The sequence below is a fragment of the Acinetobacter sp. FDAARGOS_515 genome (assembly GCF_003938865.1).
GTDB lineage: Bacteria > Pseudomonadota > Gammaproteobacteria > Pseudomonadales > Moraxellaceae > Acinetobacter > Acinetobacter ursingii.
Window position 1 is genome coordinate 2,817,342 of record NZ_RKIX01000003.1, and the last position, 13,781, is coordinate 2,831,122.

The 13,781-nt window shown below is 36.8% G+C and carries 13 protein-coding genes; 3 read left to right on the forward strand and 10 right to left on the reverse strand.

The features are described from left to right. Positions 1-13: 13 nt before the first annotated feature. The 8 genes from EGS47_RS15160 to EGS47_RS15195 form a co-directional block, all read right to left on the reverse strand. On the reverse strand, positions 14-454 hold the full coding sequence (locus tag EGS47_RS15160; protein ID WP_005004430.1) for a MaoC family dehydratase: 441 nt from the start codon (positions 452-454) through the stop codon (positions 14-16). 2 nt (positions 455-456) lie between these two features. Beyond that, on the reverse strand, positions 457-2,301 hold the full coding sequence (locus EGS47_RS15165) for an ABC transporter ATP-binding protein (protein ID WP_119686191.1): 1,845 nt from the start codon (positions 2,299-2,301) through the stop codon (positions 457-459). A gap of 12 nt (positions 2,302-2,313) precedes the next feature. Next, positions 2,314-3,579 (reverse strand): mechanosensitive ion channel family protein, encoded by a 1,266-nt coding sequence (locus EGS47_RS15170; protein WP_005004418.1) that lies wholly within the window; start codon positions 3,577-3,579, stop codon positions 2,314-2,316. Positions 3,580-3,718: 139 nt separating this feature from the next. Next, positions 3,719-4,255: a DUF2058 domain-containing protein gene (locus EGS47_RS15175; protein ID WP_005004417.1), complete on the reverse strand. Its 537-nt coding sequence runs from the start codon at positions 4,253-4,255 to the stop codon at positions 3,719-3,721. 14 nt (positions 4,256-4,269) lie between these two features. Beyond that, the gene (locus EGS47_RS15180) at positions 4,270-4,944 is read right to left on the reverse strand and encodes a YoaK family protein (protein ID WP_004987763.1); all 675 of its coding nucleotides are present in this window, start codon (positions 4,942-4,944) and stop codon (positions 4,270-4,272) included. Between the two features lie 22 nt (positions 4,945-4,966). Beyond that, positions 4,967-6,163 carry a serine/threonine transporter SstT gene (gene sstT, locus EGS47_RS15185; protein WP_004987761.1) on the reverse strand — a complete coding sequence of 399 codons (1,197 nt, stop codon included), beginning with the start codon at positions 6,161-6,163 and terminating at the stop codon, positions 4,967-4,969. 141 nt (positions 6,164-6,304) lie between these two features. Further along, positions 6,305-6,619, reverse strand: coding sequence for an ArsR/SmtB family transcription factor (locus EGS47_RS15190; protein WP_034698510.1), 315 nt, complete (start codon positions 6,617-6,619; stop codon positions 6,305-6,307). Positions 6,620-7,125: 506 nt separating this feature from the next. Next, the gene (locus EGS47_RS15195) at positions 7,126-7,689 is read right to left on the reverse strand and encodes a TetR/AcrR family transcriptional regulator (protein WP_125269760.1); all 564 of its coding nucleotides are present in this window, start codon (positions 7,687-7,689) and stop codon (positions 7,126-7,128) included. Positions 7,690-8,003: 314 nt separating this feature from the next. On the opposite strand from EGS47_RS15195, the gene EGS47_RS15200 reads away from it, so the two are divergent. Further along, the gene (locus tag EGS47_RS15200; protein ID WP_125269761.1) at positions 8,004-8,861 is read left to right on the forward strand and encodes a hypothetical protein; all 858 of its coding nucleotides are present in this window, start codon (positions 8,004-8,006) and stop codon (positions 8,859-8,861) included. A 15-nt stretch (positions 8,862-8,876) separates the two neighbouring features. Here the strand turns inward: EGS47_RS15200 and EGS47_RS15205 are convergent, their stop codons facing one another. Continuing rightward, entirely contained in the window at positions 8,877-9,572 is a 696-nt protein-coding gene (locus EGS47_RS15205) for a YcbK family protein (RefSeq protein ID WP_005004409.1), read from the reverse strand. A gap of 130 nt (positions 9,573-9,702) precedes the next feature. Further along, positions 9,703-10,701 (reverse strand): NAD(P)H-quinone oxidoreductase, encoded by a 999-nt coding sequence (locus EGS47_RS15210; protein WP_005004407.1) that lies wholly within the window; start codon positions 10,699-10,701, stop codon positions 9,703-9,705. Positions 10,702-11,029: 328 nt separating this feature from the next. Between EGS47_RS15210 and EGS47_RS15215 the strand changes: the two genes are divergently transcribed. After that, positions 11,030-12,229: an MFS transporter gene (locus EGS47_RS15215; RefSeq protein WP_005004406.1), complete on the forward strand. Its 1,200-nt coding sequence runs from the start codon at positions 11,030-11,032 to the stop codon at positions 12,227-12,229. Between the two features lie 342 nt (positions 12,230-12,571). Beyond that, positions 12,572-13,780 carry an efflux RND transporter periplasmic adaptor subunit gene (locus EGS47_RS15220; RefSeq protein WP_005004405.1) on the forward strand — a complete coding sequence of 403 codons (1,209 nt, stop codon included), beginning with the start codon at positions 12,572-12,574 and terminating at the stop codon, positions 13,778-13,780. The last annotated feature ends 1 nt before the right edge of the window (position 13,781 follow it).

The window sequence follows — 13,781 nt, forward strand, 5'->3', positions numbered from 1 at the left end:
TCATGCCTATCATTTATACATTTTTCCTAAAAACGACAATTTTGGTGGTCGAGATCAGTAATACGTCACCATTCTGATTCAGTGCTTGTGTGATATAGCTCACAATACCACGATCATTTTTAGTTTTTGAAGGTACAATTGCAGTAATTTCAACTTCAACATGGATTTTATCACCAGGACGTGTAGGGCGTGGCCAACGTAAACTTGATTCTGAGCCAATTAAGCCTCCTTGAATAGAAAAGCATTCTGTCCATAATCGCATGGTGACAGCCGCAGTATGCCAACCACTGGCGGCTAATCCCTGAAATATCGAACTTTTTTCTGCTTCTGCTTCGTCTAGATGAAAAGGTTGGGGATCATATTGACCTGCAAACTGTTTAATTTCTTCAAGCGTCATTTCATATTCACGGCTAATGAAACGATCCCCAACGTTTAAATCTTCCAGATACAGCATTATTATTTGTCCTCAACTTCATGTTGTTCAACTAAAAAACCGCCCGTTTGACGTTTCCATAACTGGGCATATAAACCATTTTGTTCAATCAATTGTTCATGCGTACCTTGTTCCACAATTCGACCTTCATCCAAAACAATTAAGCGATCCATTTGCGCAATGGTGGATAGTCGATGTGCAATGGCAATCACAGTTTTATCTTGCATCAGTGCATCAAGGCTAGACTGAATCGCGGCTTCGACTTCTGAATCCAGCGCACTGGTGGCTTCATCCAAGATTAAAATAGGAGCATCTTTTAAAAATACTCGTGCAATCGCAATACGTTGACGCTGACCACCTGAAAGCTTGACACCGCGTTCGCCTACATAAGCGTCGTAACCTTTACGACCACGCATATCGGTTAATTGTGGGATAAAATCCTCAGCTTGTGCCTTTTTCACAGCTTCATAGATTTCTTGCCATGTCGCATCAGGTTTGCCATATTTAATATTTTCAGCCACGGTACGGTGCAAAAGTGAAGTATCTTGAGTGACCAACGCGATATTGGCTCTTAAGCTATCTTGGGTTACATCTTCAATGTTTTGTCCATCAATCAAAATACGACCTTGGTTGAGGGTATAAAAATGTAAAAGCAATTGAATGAGTGTTGATTTTCCTGCACCTGAACGACCTACGACACCAATTTTTTCACCTGGACGGATATTAAGATTAAAATGATCGATGACGTTCTTTTTATTGTAGGCAAAACAGACATCCTCAAATTTAATATTGCCTTGGCTCACGATTAAAGGTTTGGCATCTGGTTTATCTTGAATATTCACTGGCTTGCCAAGCGTTTGCATCCCGTCTTGGATGGTACCGACATTTTCAAATAGCATGGATGTTTGCCACATCATAAATTCTGACATGCTATTGAGCTTTAAAATCATGGCAGTGGTAGCGGCAATAACCCCCAAACCCGCCTGACCATTGAGCCATAACCATACAGCAGTTCCAATCACGCCAATAAATAATACTGCGCTTAATAGGGTGGTAATGACTTCAAATAAAGTACCTAAACGCATTTGGCGAAATACAGTTTCCATGAATTCAATCATGGATTCTTTGGCATATTGACTTTCACGACCTGCATGTGCAAAGAGTTTTACGGTTTGAATATTGGTATAAGCATCGGTGACTCGTCCTGTCATTACCGCACGTGCGTCGGCTTGTTCTTCTGAAACCTTGCTCAGACGAGGAACAAAAAGCCATGTACTTAAAATAAATAAGCCGAGCCATATCGATAATGGAATCAGTAAAATCGGCGAAACTGCACCCAGTACTGCACTTATGGTGATAAAATAGACAATAACATAAACCAATATATCGCCTAAAATCATCCAGAACTCACGTACAGCCAGAGCAGTTTGCATGACTTTGGAAGATAAACGTCCTGCAAAGTCGTTATGAAAAAAATCAAGCCCTTGTTGTAATAACAAGTTATGAAAACGCCAGCGTAATCGCATCGGAAAACTGCTAAATAAAATTTGATGTTTTACGATGGACTGCAAACAAACAAATAAAATATTGGCAAAAAGAATAAGCGTTAAAATAATCAGATGTTGCGTATGATTTTCTAGAAAATTACTAGGTTGACTTTGGCTAAGCCAATCGACCAAATGACCAATTTGTGAAAACAGTAAAGCTTCAAAACTGGCTGCGCCTGCTGCACACAAAATCAATAAAATCAGGAAAGGACGAACACCTTTGGTCGACTGCCATACAAATGCAAAAAAGGAAGTAGGCAATGGCTCGTTTAAATTTGTTTCAGGATAGGGATTAACCAGTTTTTCGAACCATTGCAGCAGCATAATAGTCTCTTAATTTTTTTGCGTAAAATTCTCAACGATTATACCCGATGATAAAGATTTCACATCAGTACCTGATGGTGCTTGATAAATTCTTAATCCAAATTCTGGAATAATTGCGAGTAAATGATCAAAGATATCTGATTGTATCGCTTCATAGGCAGTCCATACAGTGGTATTTGTGAATGCATAGATTTCAAGTGGCAAACCATCACTGGTCGGCTGTAATTGACGTACCATCAAGGACTGATTTTGCGCAATTCCAGAATGTTGTTTTAAATAAAACTCAATATAGGCTCGAAATGTACCAAGGTTGGTCAAACGACGCTGGTTATACACGGTCTGATTGCTCAACTGATGATTAAAATTTTCCAGTTCAGATTGCTTGGTATCTAAGTATTGATCTAGTAATAAAAAATTCTTTAACTTCTCTTGTTCGTGTTCAGTCATAAAATGAACACTGCTTTGATCAATAAATAATGCTCGCTTAATGCGTCGAGCACCCGCTTCACTCATACCACGCCAGTTTATAAAGGTATCTGTAACTAGCTTATTGGTTGGAATGGTAGTGTACGTTTTGTCAAAATTCTGTACGGTCACCGTATGTAATGACATATCAATGACATCGCCATCCGCATTGAGTGATGGCATTGAAATCCAGTCGCCAATACGTACCATATCGTAGGATGAAATCTGAACACTGGCGACCAATGAAAGAATGGTATTTTGAAAGACCAACATCAAGATGGTTGCCATTGCACCAAAACCCGCGAGCAAGGTAAATACATCTTTTTTGAGGAATGTACCTAAAACCATCAAAGCGCAGACGATGAAAATCATCAACTTAACCAGCTGTAAATAACCTTTAATGGGTTTATTTTTAGCGTTGGGGTTGCGTTGATAAACCAGATTAAAGATGTTCAGCATTTCGCTGATCGCAAGGGCAATGGTTAAAAAGATAAAGGCTTGCGATGCCATCTGTACAAAAATAATTATTTTTTCAGATAGATGGGGAACAGTGGTAATGCCATTCATAATGACAATCGCAGGAACAATATTGGCAATACGACGAATCACACTATGCTGTGCAAAAATGGACTGGTTTGCGGATTTAATTTTGCTGATGAGTTTGCGAATACCACGAACAACCACTTGTTTCGCAACAAAATTAGCAATTACCGCTAAAAAAATAAGGATACCGAGTGACGTCAACATCTCAAGCCATGGATATTGATCAATCCAGTTTTCGACATCACGGAAAAGCTTTAAGAAATCCAAACCTTTACACCTTTGTACAAATAAATAATTGTGTAGAGTGTAAAGGCTTGGCTTTGTAACATTGTATAAAGATACTTTTTTTATACGATTTAAATCAGACTTTTTACAATAATAAAATCAAATATTTAACTCAGGAGAATTACCACATTAAATCGTCTGGAATAACATAAGCCGCGTATGGATCTTCCTCATCGGTGGTCTTCTCATTGTTTTGAGCATGATTGACCAGAATGAATCCTTCCATCTTCTGGTTAATTTTATCAGCCAGTGCTTTAGGCAAATAGGCGTAGCTTTCCTGATCCTTTGCAATCACTAAACTACCAGACACTAAGGCATTATAAATAGTCTGAGAGATATAGACCTTTTTGACTTTGTTGTCGTCAATAAACTGGTAGGCGATATCACCTTCAAATTCTTTGATTTTATGCTGAGAAATCATCTGAATAATAGCTGCTTTTAATGCTTTTTCTTCTAACAGACGCTGTTTTTCCTGATTGAGTGCTTGATCCTTTTCAAGCTTGTCGAGTTTATTCTTTTCAATATTCGCTTTCAACTCGGCTTCATTACTTTGACCCGTGCGATGTTCATGTTGAGTTTGTTTATTCAACTTTTTTGCTTTTTTATTATCGACTAAACCTGCTTTAAGCAGTTGTGCCTGTAGTGCATTTTTAACCATAACTATTTCCAAAACTATTGATGCAAAGAAGAATGACGAAGATAAATGAACCAGTAAGCGATACTGAGAATCAAACTTAAAGTTGCAGGAACTAAAAAGGCCTGAATAGAGAGCAGCGGATGGATCAGCGCGGCAGCGACACCACCCAAAAAGAATCCGATTAAAATCAGCAAATGCAAAGTAATACGGCGTTTATCTAGCGGTAAACCTCGTGCCTTATAACCAAGAGCCAAACCAATATCGGTGAGAACTCCCGATAAATGTGTGGTACGAATAATTGTACCTTTGTAATGACTCACCATCGCATTTTGTATTCCCATGGCTGCACATGCCCAAAGTAGCCCATAACGAGGGAAATATGGAAGTAGCAACCACGAAATAAAAATAAATAAAGCCACCAGACTTAGTGGAATACCATAGCGACGACCTAACTGGAACTGGCTATTTCCAAGTATAAAGCCACTATAAAATGAACCAAGTACGAAGCAAACAATAACAAAAACCAGATAAATAATATTATGGACTTTCCAGTCTACCAAATCCATTGCCAACATACTGACATTGCCGGTCATGTGAGAAATGGATTGATGCAACACCGTAATCAATGACAAGACGTTAATCATTCCAGCATTCATCGCGAGTAAAAATGCTGCAAATTGAACCCAATTTGGTAAACTTTGAAAAGGCATAAGACCTCAACCTGAACGATAGTTATTTTTTTGATGCAATATCAACCGCTGCTGTAAATATCACATCTGTTGATGAATTCAGTGCAGTTTCGCTTGAATCCTGTAATACACTAATCACCATGCCAATCGCAACGACTTGCATAGCGACATCAGAAGGAATACCGAATAAACCACAGGCTACTGGAATTAATAATAATGAACCGCCAGCAACACCTGAAGCACCGCATGCTGATACTGTAGCAACAATAGATAGAATAATCATAGTAAGAATATCAACATGAATACCTAAAGTATGCACGGCTGCCAGCGTTAATACCGTAATTGTCACTGCCGCTCCGGCCATATTAATCGTGGCACCAAGCGGGATAGCAACGCTAGCGGTTGCCTCATTTACCCCTAAACGTTTGGCCAAATCTAGATTGACTGGAATATTGGCTGCTGAGCTTCGAGTGAAAAATGCAGTGATGCCACTTTCTCTTAAACATTTCAGCACGAGAGGGTATGGATTTGAACGAATCACGATTGCCACTAAAATTGGGTTAATGACCAAAGCGACAAAAACCATAGTGCCTAATAAAACCGCAATTAACTGAGCATAATTTTTTAAAGTTGCCAAACCTGCATCGGCAAATGTCACTGCAACAAGACCAAAAATACCCAACGGCGCAAAACTAATCACCACTTGAATAATTTGATTCACCGCTAGCGATATATCTGTCAAAACTTGTTTAGTTGTATCTGAACTATGTCGTAAAGCAATACCCAAGCCAACAGCCCAACCTAAGATGCCAATAAAGTTTGCTTCAGCAATCGCTTGCACGGGATTTGCTACAAAACTCAGCAGTAGATTTTTTAAAATCTCACTCAGGCTACTTGCAGGCTGTAGCTCGGTTTGAGCATCAGCATTGAGATACAAAAAACTTGGGAAAAAATGACTGGCCACAATGGCACATAAGGCAGCTAAAATCATGCCAACAGCGTATAAAATTAGTATAGGTCTTAGATTGGCATTATGACCCACTTTAAAATTGGCAATAGAGCTCATGACCAACACAAAAACTAAAATGGGAGCAACCGACTTTAATGCTTTAATAAATAACTCGCCAAGTAAACTTAAATAAGGCGTAAAACTTGGAAAAAATACAGCTACAAAAAAACCTAAAATAATGGCAATCAATATCTTAGTAACAAGACTCAGACGAGAAAAAATCGATAACATAAACAAGCCTTAGCGACATACAGCTAAATCAGCAAAAAAAGTATTTTATACAGAATGATCTTGAAGCTTAAGTTTTTTTTAAAAGAGTTCAAAAAAATACTGAATTTAAAAAAAGTAAGATGCTGATATCCAATAAAAAATCTAAATCATTACGGGGCAATAAAGACGATAAAGTGTACCCAAAACTTCAACCATTTTTTGGTCTTTGATTGAGTAAAAAATCTGCTTACCTGCACGACGCGTATCGACCACTTCACTTTTACGTAACATCATTAACTGTTGCGAAAGTGTGGGTTGAGTAATGTGGGTTCGTTCTTCAATCTGAGATACGTTGAGTTCTTCTTGTGCAAGATGGCACAAAATAAGTAAGCGGTCTGTATTCGCCAGAGACTTTAAAATAGTCACAACCTTATCGGCTGAATTTCTCATCTGCTCGATTTGGAACTCTTTTTGCATCATTTTACCCTCAATTTTACCGCGGGCATCAGTATAGAACGAATACATCCAAATGACGTGAAATAAAATCTTAACATAATTAATTTTACAGGAATTTTATAAAAATAATAACGCTACAAAATCATAATTAGAGCAAATTATGAGTGAATGTAGAAAATCTAAAAAGATGTCACTTGAAAAAAAAGTTGTGCTTTTCTAGAACTTATTTATAATAAGAAGCATTCATACAGACCTGTATGTATAACTTTATAATAATTTTAGATTGTTAAGTTTGATAAAACAAAGAGAGGGTACAAGCATGAAAATCAACATCATTATGTTTTCTAAGATTAGTACATAAATCTCCACGTATATGTACTAATAAATAAGAAGGCATAATTTAATTATGCACATTCAACTTTTTAAATAAATTTATTTTATTGATAAAGTTGCTTAGGTTTCAGACGCAAGCGTGAAATAAAACAATGATAAAAATAAAATAAGAATATCACTCACGCTTTATTTCTTTACATCTGTCTTTCAAATTCAATCAAACGTTCAACGCGCGCCCAATACTTATCAATATCAACTGAATCTTTATCAATTTGCGCTTGCATGGTCATCCCATCCAAAATACTCACCAGTAAATTGGCAAGAGAGGCGGTTTTTTTTATTTGAAGATGCTGCAATAAGTCAAGAATTGTACTGGTCAACCATTCTTTATATTCAAGTGCTGGACGAATGGTGGAAGGATAGATTTTAAAGACTTCTTCGACTGCTTTTTGAAACATACAGCCATTAAAATCATCAGTATGAAACCATGCCGAATACCAAAAATAAATCGCTTTAATTCGACCTAGAAAGTCATTTTCATCGCATGCGTCTAATGACGCAGTTAGAGATTCTTGTAAATTCATATTACGTTGATCTAAACATTCTTCGATTAGTCTGGCTTTTGAAGGAAAGTATTTATAAAAAGTCATTTTAGCAACACCTGACTCTTGAATAATACGATCTACACCAACTGAGTTATAGCTATTGGCGTTAAAAAGACGTAAGGCGGTATGAATAATGTCATCTTTTTTCGACATATTTTTGGATTCCTGCTAAATACATCATCATTTGGCGTACAGCGGCGATAATTAGATAATTTAGTAAATAATTTCTACAGTATAACATTTAAGTTAAAGCTTAAATGAAAATGTGATAAAAATTTAACCACTTAGCGTGGTTTTGTCGCGTTTATAAGATAATACAAATAATCAGCTCAAATAGCCGATTTTATTGCGTCTGATTTTCCATAACTTATTTATTTTTAAAATTTTTTATCGTGCATCGAGTTTGACTATAGATCAGTTATTTGTTTTTTTATATACTGAATACTCTGTATATGAAGTATAAATCCATGATTCAGAATCTTTCATTTACGCAATCTGAACACTCACGTACTGAAGCAATTGCTTTTATTCAAAATGCGATACCAGTTGATATATGGACATCCAATACAGAGTTAGTGAAACAGTTCAGAGTAGAGATTGATCAGCATGCTTTATTTGAGCACGACATTTTAAAAAATCTGAAAGCACAACAGTTAGATCTACAACAGTTAAAAATAATACATATCAATTATTTAAATTGTATCGTAAAAATTTTTACCGATGCCTTGAGTATGCTGATTTTTCAAGCACAACAGTTGGAAAATAATTCAAATATTTATACTCAAAATCGAATTTTATCCAAAATTTATGCACGTTATTTGCTTTCCCTTAATTTACTGGATGAATTAGGATTTGATACTGCGCAGCTTGAGCAAAGTTCTGCTGCGAAGTCTCATTTTGCTTATTATTTAAAGATTTTGGAAACCTTTGGTGCAGATCCTCTTTCTCAAAACAATATCGAATCTGAAGCTTTAGAGGTTCAGAGTTTTATTCGTGAACACTATGACAATTACTTAGCATTATTAGTTATTTTGTCTATTACTGAAAAACAGGTCATTATTTTTAGTGAAGCCTTACATATTAATCTGAAAAAATTTGGTGAAATGTTTGATCAGGGCTATTACGCATGTCACGGTTTTGCCAATGATCAGGATAATCTAGCCAATGATGATAACCATGCAAATGATCTTTGGTCACTGTTCATTCAGGCGATTCACCCCGAAAATGAATCAGAGCTACGTGACATTGCCCAGCGTTATTTAGCACTTTGGCAAGCTTTCTGGACAAAAATGTATCAAATCACTCGAACTCCAGTAAAAATATAACGGCACAACTTTTTCTTAAGGGATGATCTCTGCGCAGATCGAACTGTGCCAACTTAAATCAGGTCCCCAAGTCCGAAAGCCTTTGGTATCGATATGAATTCGACCTGTACTGTAAACGCCTAAACCCATATTATATTTTTGTCCTTCAGTTTGCCAAAATTTGCACAGTTTTAGCTTACTATTTGCGATGGCGATGCGATCATTTGCATTGGGGAATTCTGGACCTATGCGAAAGTCAACTGCTGCATTTTGCATATGACTCGATGACTTCGCTCCATTTACACAGCTATTTAGAGTAGGGGAACGATAGCTAGAGGTCAGTTCGAAATCATCTAATATGCCATTTTTGACTAAATGAGATAACAAATTTAGAGTTGGAACAATATTCGGCCATACATTCGGTTCTGGCACATCGTATTCATCATAATGGCATTCTTGCCAACCCCGCGCTGAACGGAAAAACTCAAAATCTGGAGCAACGAGTTGTACACCTTGTTGCTTTAAATAGTATTTATAACTTTTCACTCGATCGGCATTGCGCGGATGTGCAATCCAGACAAAATAAGAAACAGGCGTATGTTTATGTAATTTTTTAATTTCTGGAGTTTTAGCAATATTTTCAGGAAATGAGTTTCTTTGCGGGGATTGACTACATGCGGTTAATCCTAAGATAAAGAGACTTGTACTCAATAAATATTTGACAGAAATCATGCAGGCATCTTAAATCTTGAATATTGTTATAATATAACACTTATTCATTCATAGAGAAAAATTTCCTTTGAACTTGATTCAGAATTTTATTTGAATAAAAGGGAGGTTGTGTTCCTCCCAACGTTATAAACTAGTTTAGTTCCAAGACAATTTTACCAATATGCTCACTTTGCTCCATTGTTGTATGTGCTTTCGCCACATCTTCAAATGCAAAGGTTTTATAAATAATAGGAAGGCTTTTATCTTGTTCTAATAATGGCCAAACCGTTTGCTTTAATGATTGAGTAATCTCAGCTTTTTCTTGATCAGTTCGCGCGCGCATGGTTGAACCTGTGACATTTGCTCGCTTTAAAATGAGTTGTTGTAAGTCAAACTCTTTTGCCATACGTCCCCCCATAAAACCCAGAATAACCAAACGCCCATCTCGTTTGAGTAGATTCATATTTTGAATAAAGTATTTCGCACCCACAATATCCAAAATAACATCAACGCCTTTTTGCTCTGTTTTTTCTAAGACAACTTTTTCAAAATCATCTTTTTTGTAGTTGATTGCTGTACTTATCTCGCTAAGTTCATCAACTTTCACATCAGTTCCTACTGTACAAAAAGTCTGAATACCCAACGCATTGCAAATGGAGAGAGCGGTTGTTCCGATCCCGCTTGCACCCCCGTGAATCAAGGCAGTTTCTCCAACTTTGAGTTGACCAATATCAAATAGATTTGCCCACACTGTGTAATAGGTTTCAGGAATTGCTGCTGCTTGAACAAAATTTAAATTTTCTGGAATAATTAGCGTTTGAGTTGCAGGTACGATGCAATATTCTGCATAACCACCACCATTGGTGAGCGCACAAACTCGATCACCAATTTTAAAATCTCGAACATTCTCACCAATCGCTGCCACAATCCCTGCAACTTCAAGTCCTGGAATCGGGGTAACTCCTTTAGGCATAGGATAGAGTCCTTTACGCTGCAATACATCAGGACGATTGATTCCAGCAGCTTTGACCTGAATCAAAATTTCATTGGATTTCGGTTGAGGAATCTCAGCTTCAACAATTTTTAAAACTTCAGGTTCACCCGGTTGTGAGATTTCAATATGTCGCATAGTGTTTGGCAGGGTGGTCATGGATAACTCCTTTATAATCTGAAAACTTATTAAATTTATGTTAAATTTATGAAGTTTATAAGCTATTGATTAAATATGAAATTTAACGTTTAAGGATTAGTTTACATCGTATATTACAATTAGTCAGGAAGATATATTGAGATTTTCATACGAATTACAATAGATGATTTTGTTATGAAATTTGCTGTTGGGTGCATTTTGAGTCCTTTTATTTGCGATAACGACCACTCAAAGACGATAAATCACTTTTAAATGATAATAATTATCATTATAATTAATGTTGAAATAATTTAAAATCATGCGAAATTAAAGATAGGTCAGCTAAAAAATGAATAATATTAAGGCGTTGTTTTTAAGTTATATGCTACTACAAATGGCTTTTATGATGATTTTACCAGCCATTGGACCAGTCATCAGGACACAAGGTCTCCAAGAATGGCATGCAGGTTTGATTGTCAGTCTTTCAGGTTTGTTCTGGATGCTCAGTGCAAAATTCTGGGGACAGCGTAGTGATGAGTTGGGACGTAAGAAAGTATTATTACCGCTCACATTGGGTTTCTTTATCTTTTATCTGATATGGGCTGTTTTTATTGGTTACACACTACAACACCCCTTAAGCATTTTAACCATGTTATCGGTGATGCTGATTTTGCGTTGTATTATTGCTGCTTTTTTCTCTGGGATCAATCCAGTGATGGTGGGTTATATTGCAGATCATTATGCACCTGAAGAACGTGCGTCAAAGATTGCCATGCTAGGTGCAGCGGCGGGTATTGCGATTTTTTTAGGGCCTTTTATCGGAGGTTTATTAGCTGGTTTAGACCTAAGTTTTGCTTTTTATTGTGCAGCAATTTTACCTTTATTTGCCTTGATGTTGACTTATTTTAAAGTACAGGAAAGCGACAGACTGGTTTTAGAGCTTTCTGAGAAAACACATCTAAAAATGACAGATTCACGCATTTGGTTTGAAGTATTGGTGATGTTCCTCACCATGAATTGCATTTTTACTTTTAATATGTGTATCGGTTTTTTTAGCAAAGACCATTTAAATTTGGCGACACAGCAACAAAGTGCGACTGTTGGCGGAATGACACTTAGTGCTGTCGGTTTGACTTTAATTATCGTACAAGTTTTGATTTCCAAGTTAAAACCTAAACGTCATCTATTCCTACTCGGTATAGGAATTTTATGCATGGCGCTTGGAACAATTTTATTTACACTTACCCAAGGTTTATTCTTCTTTATTGTTAGTGCTGTGATTATGGGTATTGGGGGCGGTTTAATTCTGCCGATGATCAATACCATGACTTCACTTGCTGTTGATGCTCATGAACAGGGTGCGGCATCAGGACTCATTTCTGCGGCACAAGGCCTGTCGATGCTGGTTTCACCATTGATTGCAACGCTGCTTTACCACTATAAAAACGAATTGCCTTACTGGATTGCTGGGATTCTATTACTGTGTTCTCTTATTTTTATTCCAAAACGTGTCAATGTTCAGAATAAATGGCTGATATCGGATCAATAAAAGTTCATTGATCATGAGACTTCTTTCATCGTTATTTAAAAACCCCTTTTATTTTCTGCCATCGCTAGAGATAACAGGGGCTTATGAAAGAAAATTTATGATCGATAAAAACTAAAAATAAAATTTAATTGGATTTTTTCAAAAAATTTAAGCTATTTTTAATAATAATGAGAATCGTTTATAAAAATCATATACAATTACTTACACGAAAATTGATCCTTTTTTGCGGGTTCAAACGTCTTAGTTAATACAAATACCAATTTCATCCATTTCAACACGCTTTTAAGGGGAAGCAGGATGAAAATAATTTGATCAAAATTGATACCGATTTAAGTGAATGTAATGATAGAACAACCGTCGAATGTTGAAAAAAAATCTCAAACTCTCCCAAAAAATACAAAATGGTTTGTAGTCATTGTGATTGTCATATTGGCGATAGTATTGGCAATTTACTGGTGGAAATCCCGTCAAACTCCAACACTGGAATATAGCCAGTGGAGTAAACCTGTACCTGTACGTGTAATCCCTGTACAAAGAAACGATATGCAATTTGAAATTAAGGCGATTGGAACTGTTGTTCCCACGCATCTTGTTAAAGTTCAAAGTCAGGTTTCTGGTGTATTGCAAAAGATTTTTTTTAAAGACGGGCAATATGTCAGCAAAGGGCAGCTTCTGGCTCAAATTGATCCAGCACCCTTTAATGTTGCTTTAGCTCAGGCTCAGGGAACCCAACAGCAAAATCTGGCTCAATTGCGTAATGCTGAAAGTGAACTGAACAGATATCAATTACTTTTTAAACAGGATTCGATTGCCAGACAACAAGTTGAACAGCAACAAGCGTTAGTCAACCAGTTAAAAGGACAAATTCAGGCGAATCAGGCACAGGTCGATGCAGCAAAGTTACAACTTTCCTATACCAAGATTTATGCGCCCATTGAAGGACGTGTCGGTTTTAAACAAAAAGATGCGGGAAATTTAATCCAAGCCAATGAAGAAGCAGGTCTAGTCAGCATTACACAGGTACATCCAATTTATGTACAGTTTGCAATCGCTGAAAATTATCTGGACGTGTTGCGAGGTTCTGTGCAAAAGGGTCAGAAAGTTCAAGTTACTGCGTGGGATCGCTCAGAAAAAAAACAGCTTGCGACAGGATATGTGGAAGCACTTGATAATCAGATTGATACCCATACAGGTACTTTAAAACTCAAAGCTATTTTTGAAAATCGCGATGATACGTTATTTCCAAATCAATTTGTCAATGTCCGTTTAAATGCTCAAACCATTCAAAATGCAATCAATATTCCCACAGATGCGATTCAAAACGGCGCTAAAGGGACTTATGTTTATATTATTAATAAAGACAATAAAGCTGAAATCCGCATGCTCAAACTAGGGATGAGTTCGAATGGTCAGACAGAGGTTTTACAAGGATTACAAGGTAATGAGCGAGTCGTTTTAGAAGGAATAGACCGTCTTGCTGAAGGTAAAGAAGCTCAAGTTGTTCAAGATGAAAAAGCGCCATCTACAACAACTAAAACAGCACGTGGTTAAG